Source organism: Shewanella electrica (genome assembly GCF_022321485.1).
Classification (GTDB): domain Bacteria; phylum Pseudomonadota; class Gammaproteobacteria; order Enterobacterales; family Shewanellaceae; genus Shewanella; species Shewanella electrica.
The window spans coordinates 69,790-86,610 of record NZ_JAKOGG010000012.1 but is presented as its reverse complement, the minus strand read 5'-3'; the positions used below and the strand labels follow the sequence as shown (position 1 = coordinate 86,610).

The 16,821-nt window shown below is 51.3% G+C and carries 16 protein-coding genes; 10 read left to right on the top strand and 6 right to left on the bottom strand.

Annotation, left to right across the window (positions count from 1 at the left end; all coding sequences use genetic code 11):
- Nucleotides 1-613: 613 nt before the first annotated feature.
- The gene (locus tag L9G74_RS15080; RefSeq protein WP_238897249.1) at nucleotides 614-1,909 is read left to right on the top strand and encodes a carbohydrate porin; all 1,296 of its coding nucleotides are present in this window, start codon (nucleotides 614-616) and stop codon (nucleotides 1,907-1,909) included.
- 57 nt (nucleotides 1,910-1,966) lie between these two features.
- On the opposite strand, the gene L9G74_RS15075 is transcribed toward L9G74_RS15080, so the two are convergent.
- Nucleotides 1,967-2,404, bottom strand: coding sequence for an Lrp/AsnC family transcriptional regulator (locus L9G74_RS15075; protein ID WP_238897248.1), 438 nt, complete (start codon nucleotides 2,402-2,404; stop codon nucleotides 1,967-1,969).
- A 138-nt stretch (nucleotides 2,405-2,542) separates the two neighbouring features.
- On the opposite strand from L9G74_RS15075, the gene yjeH reads away from it, so the two are divergent.
- Both yjeH and L9G74_RS15065 read left to right on the top strand, forming a co-directional pair.
- Nucleotides 2,543-3,799, top strand: coding sequence for an L-methionine/branched-chain amino acid transporter (gene yjeH / locus L9G74_RS15070; protein ID WP_238897247.1), 1,257 nt, complete (start codon nucleotides 2,543-2,545; stop codon nucleotides 3,797-3,799).
- A 100-nt stretch (nucleotides 3,800-3,899) separates the two neighbouring features.
- Nucleotides 3,900-4,724, top strand: coding sequence for an HDOD domain-containing protein (locus tag L9G74_RS15065; RefSeq protein ID WP_238897246.1), 825 nt, complete (start codon nucleotides 3,900-3,902; stop codon nucleotides 4,722-4,724).
- Nucleotides 4,725-4,752: 28 nt separating this feature from the next.
- Here the strand turns inward: L9G74_RS15065 and L9G74_RS15060 are convergent, their stop codons facing one another.
- Together L9G74_RS15060 and L9G74_RS15055 are read right to left on the bottom strand one after the other, a co-directional pair.
- Nucleotides 4,753-5,196 (bottom strand): tellurite resistance TerB family protein, encoded by a 444-nt coding sequence (locus L9G74_RS15060; RefSeq protein WP_238897245.1) that lies wholly within the window; start codon nucleotides 5,194-5,196, stop codon nucleotides 4,753-4,755.
- Between the two features lie 67 nt (nucleotides 5,197-5,263).
- Nucleotides 5,264-5,785: a DUF2780 domain-containing protein gene (locus tag L9G74_RS15055; protein WP_238897244.1), complete on the bottom strand. Its 522-nt coding sequence runs from the start codon at nucleotides 5,783-5,785 to the stop codon at nucleotides 5,264-5,266.
- A gap of 174 nt (nucleotides 5,786-5,959) precedes the next feature.
- On the opposite strand from L9G74_RS15055, the gene L9G74_RS15050 reads away from it, so the two are divergent.
- Together L9G74_RS15050 and L9G74_RS15045 are read left to right on the top strand one after the other, a co-directional pair.
- A complete protein-coding gene (locus L9G74_RS15050; RefSeq protein ID WP_238897243.1) occupies nucleotides 5,960-6,661 on the top strand; it encodes a hypothetical protein in 702 nt (233 codons plus the stop codon).
- Between the two features lie 18 nt (nucleotides 6,662-6,679).
- Nucleotides 6,680-8,077, top strand: a complete 1,398-nt coding sequence (locus L9G74_RS15045; protein ID WP_238897242.1) for a tetratricopeptide repeat protein — start codon at nucleotides 6,680-6,682, stop codon at nucleotides 8,075-8,077.
- On the opposite strand, the gene L9G74_RS15040 is transcribed toward L9G74_RS15045, so the two are convergent.
- The gene (locus tag L9G74_RS15040) at nucleotides 8,074-8,976 is read right to left on the bottom strand and encodes a LysR family transcriptional regulator (RefSeq protein WP_238897241.1); all 903 of its coding nucleotides are present in this window, start codon (nucleotides 8,974-8,976) and stop codon (nucleotides 8,074-8,076) included. The two genes, L9G74_RS15045 and L9G74_RS15040, sit on opposite strands and share 4 nt — an antisense overlap.
- A 93-nt stretch (nucleotides 8,977-9,069) precedes the next feature.
- Between L9G74_RS15040 and L9G74_RS15035 the strand changes: the two genes are divergently transcribed.
- Nucleotides 9,070-9,999 carry a DMT family transporter gene (locus tag L9G74_RS15035; RefSeq protein WP_238897240.1) on the top strand — a complete coding sequence of 310 codons (930 nt, stop codon included), beginning with the start codon at nucleotides 9,070-9,072 and terminating at the stop codon, nucleotides 9,997-9,999.
- A gap of 30 nt (nucleotides 10,000-10,029) precedes the next feature.
- On the opposite strand, the gene L9G74_RS15030 is transcribed toward L9G74_RS15035, so the two are convergent.
- Nucleotides 10,030-10,278: a hypothetical protein gene (locus tag L9G74_RS15030; RefSeq protein WP_238897239.1), complete on the bottom strand. Its 249-nt coding sequence runs from the start codon at nucleotides 10,276-10,278 to the stop codon at nucleotides 10,030-10,032.
- Nucleotides 10,279-10,457: 179 nt separating this feature from the next.
- On the opposite strand from L9G74_RS15030, the gene L9G74_RS15025 reads away from it, so the two are divergent.
- Nucleotides 10,458-11,057 (top strand): tRNA-uridine aminocarboxypropyltransferase, encoded by a 600-nt coding sequence (locus L9G74_RS15025; protein WP_238897238.1) that lies wholly within the window; start codon nucleotides 10,458-10,460, stop codon nucleotides 11,055-11,057.
- On the opposite strand, the gene L9G74_RS15020 is transcribed toward L9G74_RS15025, so the two are convergent.
- On the bottom strand, nucleotides 11,054-13,174 hold the full coding sequence (locus L9G74_RS15020; protein WP_238897237.1) for an EAL domain-containing protein: 2,121 nt from the start codon (nucleotides 13,172-13,174) through the stop codon (nucleotides 11,054-11,056). The two genes, L9G74_RS15025 and L9G74_RS15020, sit on opposite strands and share 4 nt — an antisense overlap.
- Nucleotides 13,175-13,394: 220 nt before the next feature.
- On the opposite strand from L9G74_RS15020, the gene L9G74_RS15015 reads away from it, so the two are divergent.
- The 3 genes from L9G74_RS15015 to L9G74_RS15005 all read left to right on the top strand — a co-directional run bounded on the left by L9G74_RS15015 (nucleotide 13,395) and on the right by L9G74_RS15005 (nucleotide 16,701).
- The gene (locus L9G74_RS15015; protein WP_238897236.1) at nucleotides 13,395-13,592 is read left to right on the top strand and encodes a hypothetical protein; all 198 of its coding nucleotides are present in this window, start codon (nucleotides 13,395-13,397) and stop codon (nucleotides 13,590-13,592) included.
- A 344-nt stretch (nucleotides 13,593-13,936) separates the two neighbouring features.
- A complete protein-coding gene (locus L9G74_RS15010) occupies nucleotides 13,937-15,265 on the top strand; it encodes a M16 family metallopeptidase (protein WP_238897235.1) in 1,329 nt (442 codons plus the stop codon).
- Nucleotides 15,262-16,701, top strand: coding sequence for a M16 family metallopeptidase (locus L9G74_RS15005; RefSeq protein ID WP_238897234.1), 1,440 nt, complete (start codon nucleotides 15,262-15,264; stop codon nucleotides 16,699-16,701). Before L9G74_RS15010 ends, L9G74_RS15005 begins: the two co-directional genes overlap by 4 nt.
- The last annotated feature ends 120 nt before the right edge of the window (nucleotides 16,702-16,821 follow it).

The following is a 16,821-nucleotide window of genomic DNA, read 5'->3' as shown; positions in this document are numbered from 1 at the left end:
GTCATCACCGGAACGCGGTGTTACTGCTTGGTGATGCCAGCGCGACTTGGCGTGCAAGCTGAACGCTTGGCACAACGGCCACGCAATAAGGCGATATATCATGCTGATTGACGAGTTGTCGCGCCTTAGCGCTTTTGCTAAGCCTATCCCCTTGAGGATGATTGCCGTTAACGTTGTTGCGCGGTTATCACTCTGCCATTCAGTGTGTTACGCAGCATTGGGTCTACTTGCCCGCCTGCTAAAGTGTTAACAAAACATGCGTGAGTATTATGCATTTAGTTAATTAACTTTATTTCATGAAATGCGTTTTTTCTGGTAAGTCCACCGATTAAAAAATGATTAACTCATTAATAAATATGATTAAGTCATCCTATCTCAGCTGATGCTATTCAGCTAAATTCACATGTTAATGCTTAATTATTAAGCCGTTGCTGATATTGAGTGACCTCCATGGATGTGGTACTTGTTCGACGCTTTTATGTACCACAGCAATGTGGTGCCTAAGCAGCGACTGTAAAAATCTAACGCGACTGTAAAATCACTCAATAATAGGATGTATGCCACCTTTACAACATTTTTGCGGGTTGTAGGGAAGTTGGCAGCAGAACCCATAATGTATTTAAAATCGATCATCACCGCTGCGGGCGCATTGTGTCTTGGCAGCAGCTTATTTACGGCGCAGGCCGAACCTTTTAATGCGGATGACTACCTGACAGGCGATTTAGGCGGTGTACGCAGTCAGTTACACGATAAAGGCATCGACCTGCAATTGATGTACATCTTTGAAACGGGCACCAACGTTAAAGGCGGTCAATCAGAGCACCAATACAGCTACGCAGACCAAACTATTTTTGGGGTAGATACCGACCTCGAAAAGCTGTTTGACTGGCAAGGTTCGAGCTTCCATGTGCAGTTTGTTAACCGTGGTGGTCAAAGTGACAACTTGGCAACCAAAGCTGAAACGGGCCAATTGCTGCAATCACTCGAAGTCTACGGCCGTGGCCGTACTACGCGTATCTCGGCGTTTTACTACCAGCAAAAACTGTTTGACGACAAGTTAGATATCAAACTGGGGCGTATGGGCTTTAGCAGCCAATTTGCGGCATTCCGTTGTGAGATGGCGTACCTCGGCGGTTGTAGCTCGCAGCCGGGTAACTTCAACAGCACCATTTATAACTTCCCGATTGCGCCTTGGGCGGCCGTGGTGAATTACCAGTTCAACGACGAATGGTATCTGCGTGTCGGTGCCATTCAGATGAACCCTAATTGGTTGTCGCACGGCCAACGGTTGAACTTCCTCAATGCCTCGGGCACCCAAGGTGTGACTTTGCCAGTTGAGTTAGGTTGGAACCCAACCATCAACAACCTGCCTGGTACTTACAAGTTGGGCTTCTGGCATGACAACGTGGGTGGCGATGACCTGTACTTCAACCAAGATGGACAACCGCTGGCGCTGAATGGTGGCGAAGCAAAGCGTAACCACAGCCGCAATGGCGGTTACTTTGTGGTAGATCAGCAACTGACCACTGAAGACGGTTCAGATCAAGGCCTGAGTGTGTTCTCTATGGGGACCTTCAACGACCGTGACATGACCACGGTGGATCGTTCATTGATTGTTGGCTTGAGCTACAAAGGGCTGTTCGATGGCCGTGACGATGACAATTTAGGTGTTGCGGCGCATTACCTACACGTGAGTCAGCGTCTAGCTGATGGTGCACGTTTGCAGATCCGCAATGGTCAGTTAGTTGATGTGCAAAATGATGAGTGGGGCGTAACCGCGTATTACACTATGCAGGTCACGCCATACTTCAAGCTGCACCCTGAAGTGCAGTTCCTCGGTAATCCGGGCGGCACTTCGGCCAACGCTGATGTGTGGGTGGCGGCGATTCGTGGCGATCTCACCTTCTAAGCTGGCTTAAATAGGTGCGCACCGAGCGGCGCACCTGTTTTGACTTGCCGGTGTTGTTTAAGCCTGCACCGGCAAGTTATTAATCCACTCACTCATCACCACATGCGTTTTGATTTTACTCACCGCGGGGTGCGCATCAATCGCCTCACGCACCTTGTGCAGCCGCTGCATGGTCGGCACGTTGACGTAAATCAGCAGATCCATGTCGCCCGAAATACCGTGGCAGGTAATGATCTCGGGAATTGCGCGAAAAAAGTCCACTAACTCCGCACAACTTTTGGCTTGATGATGCACCTCAAAATAGGCGCTCACGGCTTGTTTCTCCGCTTCGCTGGTCAGCACTTGATAGCCGCGAATGACCTTGGTTTGCTCCAGTTTTTTCAACCGCTCCGACACGGCGCTACGCGACAGATTGATCTGCTCGGCAATGGCGGAAACACTCATGCGTGCATTTTGGCGCAACGCGGCAATGATGGCTTGATCGAACTTATCCATGCGTTAACGATCCGATAAATAGGCGGTGTTGCCGACGATTCGTCGGCGAAAAGCGCAATAATCACGGCCAATGGGTACAGATTGCCCCAACTGAAACCGTTATAATGCCGCTATGTTTTGAGCGCATTAATGTAGCAGATGAATCACTCTTCAGGAACAATCGGTCGCTGGCAGGGCGCGGGGCTGATGGCGACAACCTTACTCGGCACTGGGGTATTTATTTTACCGCAGATGACCATTGAAATTGCGGGTGTCGGCGCGTTGCTCGCATGGGGGCTACTCACATTAGCGATTATTCCTATCGCGTTAGTGTTTGCGCGGTTAGGCAGCCAGTTTTCTCATGCTGCAGGCCCCGCCTATTTTGTTGAGCAAGCATTTGGCCGCGTGCTGGGCCGAGCGGTTGGCTTGAGTTTCTTGTTGATTGTGCCCATCGGCGCGCCCGCTGCCGTGTTGATGACCATGCAGTTTGTTAATGCGCTAGTGCCGATTGCGGGCACCAAAATGCTGGGTTGCGAGCTGGCAGTATTAGTGCTGCTGATGGTGATTAACCTGCGTGGCATTCAGATTTCCGCCAAAGCGCAGTTGGCATTGACCCTCGGGATGATCTTAGTGGTGTTGGCTTTGTGCGTTATGGGGGTGATTCAGCCACCGCCAGCGCCAACCGAAACGTTACCGAATATGGGACTTGATACTACGCTGACGGCGTTAGGCATCGCTTTTTGGAGTTTCTTGGGCATTGAAGCGATGACCCACCTCTCCGGCGATTTCCGGCGGCCAAAGCAAGATATGGTACCGGCGATGATGACCGGCACCGTGTTGGTGGGCGTGATTTATCTCGGCTGTAGCTGGTTGTTACTGCGCTTTGATAATCAGCAGCCGTTGGCGATGATTGGCGCGTTTAACCAATTGATGGGCGGTTATGGCGCTTGGGTGATTGGTCTGCTGGGCATCGCTTCTGGCATGGCAACGGTTAACGTTTATTGTGCCAGCGTGGCGCGGTTATTGTGCAGCTTCAGCGAGCAGGGCATTTTGCCCGCGTGGTTTACCCCGCGTAACCGTGCCGGTGTGCCAGTGCGGGCGTTGGGCACGGTGTTATCGGTGATGGCGGTAGTGATTGTGGTTAACTACTTGGCGGAAGTGCGCTTAGACCAACTGATCTCTTGGGCCAATGGCGTGTTTGTGATCATCTATCTGCTGTCGATGTTGGCAGCGTTTAAGTTGCTGCCAAACGCACGCGGCTTAGCGTTAGTCAGTAGCGTGCTGTGCCTGCTGTTTGGCATCGCCTTGGGTGGCGCGATGATCTACGCCATCTTGCTATTACTGTTGTTACTGCCGCTGTTGTGGTATCAACTGCGGGTAAAACAACGCCATGCGCCGCAGCCAACGCTGCTGTGATGCTAAAAGCCACCTCGCGTGGCTTTTATTTTGTGCGTTGGCCGCGCAGTTGTACAAGCTGACCTATAGTTAATCTCTCAAGTTGATAAAGGAGATCACTATGGGAAATGCTCAGCTTACCAGTCGAATTGAACAGCTACCGCGCTTACCTAAAGCTATCAGTGAACTGCTCGATATTGTCAATGACGATAACGCTGATATGGATCTGCTGGCCGAAAAGGTTTCCCATGATGCCTTGATCAGCGCCAAAGTGTTGCGTATGGCTAACTCCGCCAAGTTTGGCCGCAGTCGTGAAATCGGCTCTATTGATGAAGCGGTGATTCGCTTAGGTCAGCAGCCATTACGGATCTTAGTGCTAGCCTCGGCCATCACCTCAGCGATTCAAGTGGCGCCCGGCATCAATCCTATCGAGTTTTGGGGCCGCAGTTTTGAGGTGGCGTTCTTCAGCAAGGAATTGGCGAAGCGCGCGGGCTTACGTGCCGATACCGCCTTCACTAGTGGCTTACTGCACAATATCGGTGATTTGCTGTTAGCGCTGTTAGAACCTGCTAAGTGGCAACAAGTGCAGGCTGCGGTGCAACAAGGGGCGGACTTAAACAAACTGTGTTTACACTTGATTGGCGACACGCCCGCCGAAGTGGCGGCCACCTTAGCCAGCGAGTGGCATTTTTCTCCTGAGCTAATCGCTGGCTTGCGCTATCAAGATGATCCTAAAGCCGCTAATCCAGCCTCTGGCTACGCTAAAATGCTGTTTTTAGCTAAACACTTACTCGACGAGTGGGACAAGCATCCCGTCGATGAGTTAACCAGTTGGCTCAGCCTCGAAACCGATAAGCAGGGCATTCACCTGCAGATGGATGGTTTGGCGAAGAAACTGGAAGGTTTAGTCGGCTCTGGCGCAGAGATGGCGCACCATCTGGCCTAAGTGGCAGGCGAGTGATGAGGCGAGGCAATTAAGCCATCGCCTTATTACGCAGTTGGATCAGCTCTGAATGTTTGAGATACAGCAGATCGGCGCAGCGGCGGATGATCTGATCTTCATACTGGCACAGGTGCCCATCAGCATAAGCAATCTGCCACATAGCCAATACCAGTTGCTGTTTCTGCTCAATGGAAAAGTTATCGTTAATCACCGAGGTAAATTCAAACAGCGAGGTTGCCGCACTACCGCGCTGTTTGGCTTCTTCGATCAACGCCTGAGCTTCAGTGCTATCAATGTCTAAGGTTTGCGCTAGCAGAGTGGGTAACATTGATGCTTCGTCAGCCGACATCTCCTCATCGGCAAAGACCACTTCCAATAACATACAAGCAGCGGCTAAACGCAGCTGATGTGCTTGTTGCTCGGGATTTGGCGTCTCTTGCAGCTCACTTAAAAACTGTTTTAACTTGGCGATCATAGTGATGACTCCATCGCTGAGTTGGTGAGAAGTTAGAGGCTAAATTGCCTGAAGGAGTTCCCTAATATTACAGCAGGGCGCCTAAACCTTGGGTTAACAGCGATGCGGTACCTGTGCCACCTTGGCTTTGCAGGTAGTTTTTCAAAATGTCGACCATTGGCGCGATCATCTCTTTGGAAATGCCTAACTTCTCAAAGGCGTCATACACCATGGCACTGCCTTGCAGCGAGCTACCAACATTGCCAGCCTTTGATAACAGACCACTCAAACCCGATTTGTTATCCACACTCGGCGCGGCAGCAAGCAGACTGCTGGCATTGGGGATGGCACTGCTGATCTGGCTGAAATCGCTACTACTGAGGCTGGACTGTGCCATAGTTAATAAGCTGCCAAGGCCGCCTTCGGCTTGGTTTTGATTGAGATTGAGCTGCGACATCACGCTGCTCACCAAATCACTGGATGCTTCGGTGGTTGAGGGTTGGCTGGCTGCTGGTTTTTGTGCCAGCTTCGAGGAGATGTTATCAAACAGACTGGCATTTGCCGCCATGGGAAGAGATAACGCAGCGACAATCAGTAACGAGGCTTTCATGTATAAAACTCCTTCAACTAGAAATCGCTAACATTCTAGACATAAACGACTCAAGGATGCACGAATTTACTGATAGCGCGCGGTAACCGGCGAATTGTGCGGTGCATTGGCTGGGCTTTTTCGGTATTCTTGGGCTCGAAAATTTTTTGGATTAACTCATCTCAGGAAAGCTGCATGCCTTTGTCTGCCATCCTTGCCGAAGCGTACTATTTCTTCCGCAATCACCTCGCACAACTTGCAATGTTAACTCTGCCAATTTTGATTATTGAGTTGGCGCTACAACTCTGGTTAGGCGAAACCGTATTGCAGATGGATCAACAAGCGCCCGAATTTAGCGGCACACAGATTGCCGCGGTACTGACTATTTTATTGCTGTTCACCTTGTTGATTGCCGCGCTGACCCTGTTTATGGAGCTGAGAAGCCGTGGGCATGATCCATCGCCGTGGCAGGTGTTGAAAAATAGCTTGTCATTTATTCCTGGTTTGTTGCTGGCGGGCGTGTTGTCGGGGATGGCGATTGCTGCGCCAACACTGATATTAGCCAGTTTTGGGCCGTTGCTGGTGGTCGGCTTAGGCATGAGCCTCTATTTGTTGGCGCGCTTATCCTACGTTAACTTTATGCTGGTGGTGGAACATCTGTCACCGATGCAGGCTATTCGCGAAAGCTTTATGTTTTCACAAGGTTTTACCGGCAAAACCATGTTGGTGCTACTGTGTTACTTGCCATTTATGATGGTGGAATCGGCACTAGCGCAACTGCTGCCAGAAGCACCAGATATGCTCAATTTAGTGCTAAAAACCGCGATCGGCTTTGCCAGTTTATACGTCAATGTGGCGCTGTTTAGGCTGTACCGCGTCCATCGGCAGATCGCCTAATCACTTAGGAAGCTCACTATGCTGGATGATGTGGCATTTGTGGCGGCGCTATCGCCAGCGCTTGGCGAAGAATACCGTAGCGCCAAACGCTATGTGCATGAGGTGCCAACGCAGGCGCTACTGCATGTGCGTAGCTTTGCCCATCGTCTAACCGGTTTGCTAGCTGAACAAGCGCAACTGAGCTTTGACAGCCCCAATCTGTACGAGCGGATTGAACAACTCAACCGCCAACGGTTGATCGATGTGCGCGTCACCCGCGCACTGCATCGCTTACGCGCCGATGGTAACCGCGGCGCCCATCCGGAAAAATATCATCTGTCTCACCACGAGTTGCTCAAGCTGGCCGACAAAGCGTTGCAGTCATTGCTAAGCATGGTGGAGTTACTGTATCCGCGCTTGCTCCAGCAGGAGCCTCCGGCGTACGAGGTGGCCGATAATCGCGAGCTAGATGGCCGTGAGCTGTGTTATCGCGCGGTGATGCAAGATGATGCCGAAGCCCAATATCTGCTGGGCATGGCCTTTAAAAACCGCGCATTAACCGCGCAAGCTGAGCATGATGACGCCCACAGGGCGGAGTCTGTGGCTGCACTGCTGCTAGCCAAAGCGGCTTATTGGTTTGGCTTAGCCGCCGAGCACAATATCAATGCTTTGTATGAACATGGGGTGGCACTGCTGCATGGTTACACTGCCGCGCCACAACCTGAGGTGGGGGAGCCGTTAATTGCCGAAGCGGCCACACAGCAGCAGGTGGATGCCATGGCGCTGCTGGGTTACTTCTACATGGTGGGTAGCCACTGCTTTAGCGTGGATCTGGCCCAAGCGCAGCATTACCTGCAACTGGCGGCGAATGCTGAGCAGAGCGAAGCGATGGCGAATCTCGGGGTGCTGTATTATCAACAGCAGCAGTTTACTGAGGCGTTTCATTGGATTAGTCATGCCGCCAAAAGTGGCTATCCACACGCGCAATATCATCTGTCGCTGATGCTGGCACGCGGTGAAGGCTGTGACGCCGATGTGGTTGCCAGCGAGCAATGGTTAGCAGAAGCCGCTGAGCAAGGGCAGATTGATGCCATGTTGGCGCGGGCGCAGCACATGCTCAACGACGAGCCGTCATTTGGTAGCGATTTGAGCCAAGCAGAACAGTATCTGCGGCTTGCCATCCGTTATGAACAGCGAGTGATGGCGATGATTGAACTGGCGATAGCGCTGACCGATGGCAGCTTTGGCCGCATTGATGTGGTTGAGGCTGCAGCGTGGCTCAATATGGCCCGTAGCCGTGGTTCGAGTGATGAACAAGCGGTGGTGCTACCGTTAATCGCCTCGCTACAGCAGCAAACCGCACGGGTACTGCAATTAAGCACGGATGCCGCAGAGCAAAAATCACTGCAACGTGCACTGGAACTGTTGGCCGACTAATCCGCAGTCGGCTGCTGAAAACGCTGCAACATAAATTCAATCAATAATCTTACCCGTAGCGGCAGATGATCGCGGTCGCGATACAACATAAATAACATTCTCGTCCTACTGCGCCACTCGGGCAGTACATGTTGCAACTCACCCCGAGCAATCATCGGCAAGGCAAAATAATCGGGCAGATAGCCAATCCCTAACCCGCCTTTGACCGCATGGCTTAACATGCCGATCTCGTCTATCTCTAATCGCACCATTTTTTGTGGTTGAAAATCAAATGCTTGCTCGGTGATTTTATGTTGTAACTGCCACGGGATCATTGGCCGACACAGCACGACGGGATGGCCGCAAAGCTGTTCAGGGGTGGTGATGTTGCTAATGTCATGCTCTTTGGGCGCGCACACAATAAAGTGCAGTGGCTTGAGCGGCCGCGCGATCCAGTTTTCGACAATCGGACTGCCGACGCGGAACACCAGATCCATACCCTCGGCCTCAATATCGATCAATGAGTTGGAAAAATGCAGGTCGAGCTGAATGTCAGGTTGTTGCTGCATAAAGTCATAAAACAGATCACGCAGCAAGGTGTTGCCCGCATTGATGGGCGCCGAGATGCGGATTTTGCCACAAGGGCGCTGTTTATCACGATGCAGGTCTTCGTCGATATCGGCTAGCTCTTCAAATAATGCGCTGCTGCGTTGGAAGTATTGCTCGCCGGTGCTGGTGAGCATCACCCGATGGGCATCGCGGTTGAGTAAACGCAGTTGTAAGTCGCTTTCCAACTGGCGAATACGGCGGCTCAGGGTGGATAACGGCATCGCTAATTGCGTCGCGGCGGCGGTAAAACTGCCCAAACGAGCCACAGTACAAAAGCAGCGTAAATCGTCCAAAGAATAATTAGGTTTCATATATGGAATCTGACGTCTTATTTTTGCCTATTTCTCTAATATTTGAAATCAATACACTAGCCCAACTGTTTTGACAAGCTTGGTGAAATCCAGATGAAAACCCATTCTCTGCTCAATGCCGTGTTGCTATTGGTGCTGTGTACCTTCTTTTGGGGCAGCAGTTTTCCAATCGGTAAACACGCCTTAACTGAAGTACACGCGCTGACGTTGGTGCTGTGGCGCTTTGTGATTGCTGCACTCTGCTTGGCGTTGTACCTGAAAATACGCCGCAGCGGCATACCACAGCTAAATTGGTGGCAATGGAGTTGGGTCATTGTGGTCAGCGCCGTGGGGGTTGGTGGCCTCAACCTTGGGCTATTTACCGGCTTAAGTTACACCAGCTCAACCAATGGCGCGTTGATCATGGCGCTGAGCCCATTAACCACCGCGCTGATTGCGTGCGTGGTGCAGCGCAGTTTGCCGTCCATGGCGCAAGGGATGAGTGTGTTGGTCAGCCTCACCGGCGTGCTGTTGGTGATCAGCAACGGCCAACTGGCGAATTTACTGCAACTACAGCTCAACCATGGCGATAAATTAGTGTTTGGCGGCATGTTGGCGTGGAGTTTTTATACCTATTGCAGCCAAGGCATCAGCCGTTGGTTGCCGGTATTGCCGTACACCTTTATTGGCATGGTCTGCGGGGCGCTAGTGATCGGCGCGATGTGTTTAGTCTCACCGGAAGTGCAGCCGTGGCACGAGCTGTGGCAAAGTTCAGGCATTGCTTTTAGCGAAATTATGTACATCGGTTTGTTTGGTACGGTGGCGGGTTATCTGTTGTGGCTTAACGGTATCAGTAAACTGGGCTCGGCCAATGCGGCGGTGTTCTTCAATCTGGTGCCGATTTTTGCGGTGCTGACCTCGCTGGCGATGGGGCAAGCGATCACCGGTCTGCAGTTGTTGGGCATGGTGGTGGTGCTGGTGGGCTTAATGCTGCCGCGGTTGCGTTGGCCGAAGCGGGCGCAGACGTGTGCCGCGCTGGATTAACGATAAATGGCGGGAAAACCCGCCATTTATCTATTCGTGATGTTCAAACACGCGGCCGTGAGATGGGCGGCGTGACTCGCGTTCAACATGCGGGCTGTCGTCGTAAATATCACGGCGATAGCGGGTGCGCTTCTGTTGCCACAATTGGCTGATAATCGCGCCGATGCGTTTACGGCCAATCACCCCAGATGCCAGCAGCAATATTACCGCCAATAACAACATGATGGGCAAAGCAACAATCAAGGTACCGAGAAACAGCATGCTGAAAGCGAGACCCACAGCATACGTCCATAAAGATGGTTGGCTGTGTCGAGAAAAATAACGTTGCATGCGTACCCCACTAATACATTAGCTTGGTCAATAATTATGGTCGCGCTATCTTAAAGAAGTATTAACCTCAGCATGCTTTACACTATCGGTTGCTGTCTTGCTCACAAAACGACGAATTATCGACTGCTATGACCCAACGTGCCTATTGTTCCTCCTGCCATTACCCGTTATCCGCTTGTTTATGTGCCGCAGTTGCGCCGATCTATCCGCAGCATCAAGTGGTGGTGCTGCAACACCCAAGCGAAGTGACGCACACTAAAAATAGTGTGCGTTTGTTGCAATTGGCGGTACCCGAAACCCAAGTGGTGGTGGGCGAGTCAGCGGCAGATTTTGCCGAGATCCGCCAGCAGTTGCAGCAGCTTGGTAATGCGATGTTGGTCTATCCGGAGTCAGAGGCGGCCGCGAGTGCGTCAACATCGGCACCCGCACCACGCACCTTGGTGCTGTTGGATGGCACTTGGCGCAAGGTGTATCGCATGTTGTGCTTAAATCCATGGTTATTAGCATTACCACGGATCAGTTTGGCGGTGGAAAATGACAGTGCTTACTGCATTCGTAAAGCCAAACGCAGCGATAGCTTATCGACATTGGAAGCGGCGGCGTTAGCTTTGCAACAGTTACAACCCGATTTGGATGTGCAACCGGTGCGGCAGCTACTGCAAGCGCTAGTGGATACGCGCCTAGCACGTATGCCCACTAACGTACGCCAACGTTATCGGGTGGACTAATTGACCCGTTGGATGATATGCGGATGAAAATGGGTCAGCGAAAACTGCTGCGCGTGTAGCGGATAACCAAACAGGAAGCCCTGCGCTAGGCCATCGCCCATCGCCAGTAGCTGTTCTTTTTGTTGCATGGTTTCGATGCCCTCGGCGACAAAATGCAGCCCAAGTGCTTGGCTTAATTGAATAATGGCTTGGCACAACGCCTGACCACGTTGATGTTGCAACTCTCTGGCAAATTCACCATCAATCTTAAGGCTGTCAATCGGCATGTGACCGAGACGGCTGAGTGACGAGAACCCGGTGCCAAAGTCATCAATCGCCACCTGAATGCCCATCGTGCGTAACTTAGCTAAGGTTATGCGTGCTTGTTGTGGGTGCATCAACAGCGCTGATTCGGTGATTTCCAACATCAGTGCTTGGGGCGGCAGTTGGGTTGACGCCAAGACCTGCTCCACTTGCATGGGAAAATCTAAGTGTTCCAGCTGCATTGGTGACACATTCACGGAGATCACAAAATCAGGGCTGTGCTGTTCGCGCCACGCCGCCGCTTGTTTGCAGGCTTGCTCGAGCACCCAATTCCCCACGGAGACGATCAGTCCGGTTTCTTCTAACAGCGCGACAAAGTCACTCGCTTCCAACATCTCACTCGGCGTCTTTTGCCAACGCAGTAAAGCTTCGGCGCCAGCAACTGCACCATCACTCAGTTTGACAATCGGTTGATAGTAAAGACTAAATTGCCCAAGGTTTTGGGCATGGCGTAACTCGCCTAACAGCTTGAGACGGTGCTCTGCTTGCTCGCTCATGCTGCTGTCGTAAAACATGATATGTTCGGCGCTTTTTTTGGCGCTGTACATGGCGGTATCGGCTTGGCTCAGCAGCAGTGAGGCGGAAATGGTTTCGTGTTGGAATAGGCCAATCCCGATACTGGCGCCGAGATAAAATTTCTGTCCTTGCAGCTCAAACGGCGTATCAAACAGCTCGATGATCTTATGGGCAAACTGCAACACTTCATCTTTATTGTGGCAGTCGGTAATGATCAGCGTAAATTCATCCCCGCCCATGCGCGCGATGTCGGCTTTTTCAATACATCCAGCTTCTAAGCGTGCCGCCACCAGTTGCAGGATCATGTCGCCCATCGAGTGACCGAAGCAGTCGTTAATGTGCTTAAAGCCGTTAAGATCCATAAACATCAGCGCCCCTAATGGCGCGTCGGTGCGTTGTTGGCTCTCCGTCAAGGCGGCGGCCAGCAGTTTCTTCATATGACGACGATTAGGCAAACCGGTGAGTGAGTCGTACATGGCTTGAGTGGTCAGCCGAGCTTCTAACTGTTTGCGGTCGCTAATATCGCTAAACACCGTCACCAAATAAGTGCAGCCATCTTCAGCGGTAATACGGCGGCTGTTTTGCCATGCAGGGAACTGCTTGCCATCCACACGACGGCGTAATACTTCACCCTGCCAAAAATCACGTTCTTGCAGCGCCAGTCGGCACTCTTTGATATGGATATCGCCTACCACATCCAAGGTATGGACGGGCTCGCCAACTAATTGGGCGGGGCTGTAGCCAGTCAAACGACATAGCGCTTTATTGACCACGAGAATGGTCTGTTGCTCATCGGACAGCAGCACCGCTTCGGCACTCTCTTCTAGAATGCCAGCCAAGACACTGCGAGGCACCGCTTCAAATTCGTTACGTTTTTCAGTGCGTGGCCGCGAGCGACGGTTCATGGGCTCAAAGCGCACCATGGTCATGGCTTTGCCATCGTAATCAACGGGATAAAGAAATAGCTTGGTGGGTAGCTCCACACCATCGCGATTCAAGTGGAGCCATTCCTGCACTTGCGGTTGCTCGTGGGCGGCGGCAAACAACTTACGCGCTTGCTCAATACTGTTTTGGCCGTTGAGTTGCAGGCGTGGTGAAAAATCATACAGCGCCGTGTTGATAATTTCGTTATGCACGCAGGAAAAATATTGCAATGCTGCTGGGTTAGCAGCAACAAATACCAGATCACTGAACAACGCCAGCGGTTCATCATTTGGCGCGGCTTGCCATTGTGCAAGCTCAGGTTGCACGACTGCATCACATTGCAGCTGTTTTACAACGTTGTTCCAGTGGATCATCCGAGTATCCGATTTGGCCGCAATTATGCAGCATTAGCCCAAAGGCTATAATTGTAATGCTAATGGTTATTTTATGAGTAGCAAAAAATAGTCAAATTTATGTCTAAAGCCAAAAAAATGTGAGATTTATTAAGATAATTCACCATTATTGACTAATGGCTGCACAATATCAGTGACAATGCGGGTAAGACTGCACGGCCAAACGGAGCACAACGCTGAGATGATAAACAAATTTATGGTGGGATTAACGCTGATTTGGCTCAGTCAAATGAGCTTGGCTGATGAGTTGAAACAGCTCGGTCAGCAGGCCAGTAGCAAGGCGCAACAGCAAGCGCATAAAACCGAGGTGCTGCAACTTGAACAAGCCAAGGCGGCCGCCAGTGACACTCAAAGTCGTGCACAAGCGCTGTTACAGTAACAAACGGGCAATCCGTGGCAAGCGGCCGAGCAAGCCAAAGCACAGCAACAATTTAATGAGCGCAAACAACGAGAAGCCAAATATCTACAAGAAGCGCAAGATGCGGCTGGCAAACAGCAGCAGATGGATAAGCCCAAGATGAAAATCATCAAACGTAAGACGGAAGATTAACCATAGCGGTGCAGCGTCAAAGGTGTCGCGCCGCTTCAGCCATGCCGCGCCAAAACAAGCAACGTTACAAAATAGTGAACAAACGTTGCTGCGAAACAGTTGCCTAAAGCGTGACAAGCCACCAAGATAAGGCGTTTTTATTCATCTCCATGCTCCGAGAAAGGAACGCCCTTATGAAGAAGACGCTGATCGCACTGCTTGCGGCCGCAGCGCTCGCAGGCCCGATGGCAGCGAGTGCCACTGATGCTAGCGACATCAAAAGCTTCACTTTAGACAACGGCATGAAAATCATGGTGTTGCCTGATAGCTCTATCCCCAATGCCAACATGTATCTGTTTTGGAAGGTGGGGTCACGTAACGAACATCCTGGTATTACCGGCATCTCGCATTTCTTTGAACATATGATGTTCAACGGCTCCAAAAAATATGGCCCGAAAATGTTTGACCGCACCATGGAAGCCGCTGGTGGCGCCAACAACGCCTACACCACCGAAAACGTGACTGTGTATACCGATTGGTTCCCCTCCAATGCCTTGGAAACCATTTTTGATCTGGAAGCCGACCGTATCGCTCATCTCGATATCGATCCGAAAATGGTGGCCAGCGAGCGCAACGTGGTCGCGTCAGAACGTACCACCGGGCTGGAAAACTCCAACTGGAGTGCGTTGCAGCAGCAAGTAAAAGGCGTGGCGTTTTTAGCGCATCCATACAGCTGGTCGGTGATTGGTCATGAGTCAGATATTCAAGCATGGACCCAGCAAGACTTAGTTAACTATCACAAAACCTACTACGCGCCGAACAACGCGGTCGTGGTGATTGCTGGTGATGTGACTGAAGCGCAAGTGAAACAGCTGGCCGATAAATATTTTGCACCGATCCCAGCGCAAGCGCCGCCAGCGGCCATTCGCACCGTGGAACCGCCACAAAAAGGTGAACGCCGCATTTTTGTGAAAAAAGAGTCGGCCAGTACGCCTAACGTGATGTTGGCTTACCACGTCCCTGCCACCAAAGACCCTGATTACTACGCGCTGGATCTACTGACCTCAATCCTGAGCGACGGTAATAGCTCGCGCTTGTCGCAAGCCTTGGTGGATCAGCAGATTGCCCTCGGTGCGGAAACTTACATGCCGATGGCGTTCGATCCGAATTTGTTGTACGTCCTTGGCGTTGCAGCACCGGGCGTGAGTGCTAAAACACTCGAGCAAGCGCTGATCGCGCAAGTGGATAAGATCGCTACCGATGGCGTGACGCAACAAGAACTCGATACAGCGAAAAATATCAAGCTGATGGGATTCTACCGCACCATGGAAACCATCAATGGTAAGGCAGATACTGTCGGCACCTATGAATTGTTCTTTGGCAGTTATCAAAAACTGTTTGATGCGCCGAAAGCCTATGACCAAGTAACGGTTGCTGATGTTCAACGTGTTGCTAAAACCTATCTGCAGCGCGCCAACCGTACCGTTGGTGTGTTAGCCGCCGAAGAGGAGTCTGATCAATGAGTCGCCGTGTTTCCCTCAAAGCCGTCGCGCTAACCATTGCCGCCATCATGGGTTTGGCTGGCTGCCAATCAACGCCAGAATCGGCAGCGTCCGTGGTGGTCTCGCAAGATACCGGTAAATTTGTGCTGCCAAGTTATGAAACCGTCACCCTCGACAACGGGTTAACCTTAATGTTAATGCCGCAGCGCGAAGTGCCGTTGATCAATGTGCAAGCCGTGGTAAAAGCTGGCTCCATTGATGACAGCATTGCTGGTACTGCCGAGTTAACCGCACAAGCAGCCTTGCTCGGTGCAGGCGGCAAAAGCAAACAACAGCTAGAGCAACAAGTGGATGCCCTCGGTGCCAGTATTAATGCTGATGCCGGAGAAGATGGCAGCTACTTTACCGCTGACTTTATGGCAAAAGATGCCGATGTCATGCTGGGGGTTTTGGCCGATGTATTGCTGCGTCCTAACTATGACGCTGCCGAATATGACAAGCTAAAACAGCGCACGATTGCGCAGCTGTCACAAGCGAAAGAAAGCCCTAAATCCGTGATTGCTCGCTACTTTGCGAAACAACTGTTTGGCGACAATCCATACGGTAATGCTGCTGATAGCAGCTCAGTTGCCAATATCGATGTGGACCAGTTAAAAGCCTTCCATCTGCAAAACTATCAACCAAACAACACCGCTATTGCGGTGGTCGGTGATTTTGATGTGGCGCAGATGAAGCAAAAGCTGACGCAACTGTTTGGTCAATGGCAAGGTGATGCCTTGGGGGCCAGCGCCGCGCCGATGAAACCAGTGTTTGCGCCAGCGAAGAACCGCGTATTGCTGGTGGATAAGTCTGACGCCATTGAAACCACCTTCTTGATTGGTGGTTTGGGCGTAAAACGCAGTAATCCCGATTTGGTGGAACTCAATGTCGTGAACACCATTCTGGGCGGCCGTTTTACCTCATGGCTCAATGATGAGTTACGCGTTAATAGTGGCTTAACCTACGGAGCACGCTCCGGTTTCATCAGCTATAAAGAGGCCGGTTTGTTCCAAATCAGCACCTTTACTAAGGTGTCAACCACCGAGCAAGCGGTTGATTTGGCGTTGAAAACTTATCACCGTTTATGGGAGCAAGGTATCGATGCCGCTACGCTCGCTTCAGCCAAAGCCTATGTGAAAGGTCAATTCCCGCCAAAATATGAAACCAGCGGTGATTTGGCTGGTCTGTTGTCCGACATGTATCTGTATGGTTTTGATGCCTCGTACATCAACGACTTCCAAAAGCGGGTGGATGGTTTGACCGTGGCCGATACTCAGCGATTGATCAATCAATATTTCCCTAAAGATAAACTGCAGTTTGTGTTGATTGGTAACGCCGCCGAAATCGCGCCGATTGCCGCCAAATATGGCGAAGTGACCAAAGTTGATATCAAAGACATCGGCTTTGACGCGAAGTAAGTAGTCGCTGCCTTTATTACCTAACAAACGCCAGTGCCACACTGGCGTTTTTTTGTGGCAACGGCAGTCATGGTGAGCATCATCTGTTCACGCTGGAGAGTTGTTCATGAATCATGAACA

What these genes read in the sequence shown, in the direction of transcription:
- L9G74_RS15005 (WP_238897234.1), top strand. Translation starts at nt 15,262, where the DNA reads ATGAGTCGCCGTGTTTCCCTCAAAGCCGTCGCGCTAACCATTGCCGCC.
- L9G74_RS15050 (WP_238897243.1), top strand. Translation starts at nt 5,960, where the DNA reads ATGCCTTTGTCTGCCATCCTTGCCGAAGCGTACTATTTCTTCCGCAAT.
- L9G74_RS15025 (WP_238897238.1), top strand. Translation starts at nt 10,458, where the DNA reads ATGACCCAACGTGCCTATTGTTCCTCCTGCCATTACCCGTTATCCGCT.
- L9G74_RS15010 (WP_238897235.1), top strand. Translation starts at nt 13,937, where the DNA reads ATGAAGAAGACGCTGATCGCACTGCTTGCGGCCGCAGCGCTCGCAGGC.
- L9G74_RS15080 (WP_238897249.1), top strand. Translation starts at nt 614, where the DNA reads ATGTATTTAAAATCGATCATCACCGCTGCGGGCGCATTGTGTCTTGGC.
- L9G74_RS15035 (WP_238897240.1), top strand. Translation starts at nt 9,070, where the DNA reads ATGAAAACCCATTCTCTGCTCAATGCCGTGTTGCTATTGGTGCTGTGT.
- L9G74_RS15075 (WP_238897248.1), bottom strand. Translation starts at nt 2,404, where the DNA reads ATGGATAAGTTCGATCAAGCCATCATTGCCGCGTTGCGCCAAAATGCA.
- L9G74_RS15015 (WP_238897236.1), top strand. Translation starts at nt 13,395, where the DNA reads ATGATAAACAAATTTATGGTGGGATTAACGCTGATTTGGCTCAGTCAA.
- L9G74_RS15045 (WP_238897242.1), top strand. Translation starts at nt 6,680, where the DNA reads ATGCTGGATGATGTGGCATTTGTGGCGGCGCTATCGCCAGCGCTTGGC.
- L9G74_RS15065 (WP_238897246.1), top strand. Translation starts at nt 3,900, where the DNA reads ATGGGAAATGCTCAGCTTACCAGTCGAATTGAACAGCTACCGCGCTTA.
- L9G74_RS15040 (WP_238897241.1), bottom strand. Translation starts at nt 8,976, where the DNA reads ATGAAACCTAATTATTCTTTGGACGATTTACGCTGCTTTTGTACTGTG.
- L9G74_RS15055 (WP_238897244.1), bottom strand. Translation starts at nt 5,785, where the DNA reads ATGAAAGCCTCGTTACTGATTGTCGCTGCGTTATCTCTTCCCATGGCG.
- yjeH (WP_238897247.1), top strand. Translation starts at nt 2,543, where the DNA reads ATGAATCACTCTTCAGGAACAATCGGTCGCTGGCAGGGCGCGGGGCTG.
- L9G74_RS15060 (WP_238897245.1), bottom strand. Translation starts at nt 5,196, where the DNA reads ATGATCGCCAAGTTAAAACAGTTTTTAAGTGAGCTGCAAGAGACGCCA.
- L9G74_RS15020 (WP_238897237.1), bottom strand. Translation starts at nt 13,174, where the DNA reads ATGATCCACTGGAACAACGTTGTAAAACAGCTGCAATGTGATGCAGTC.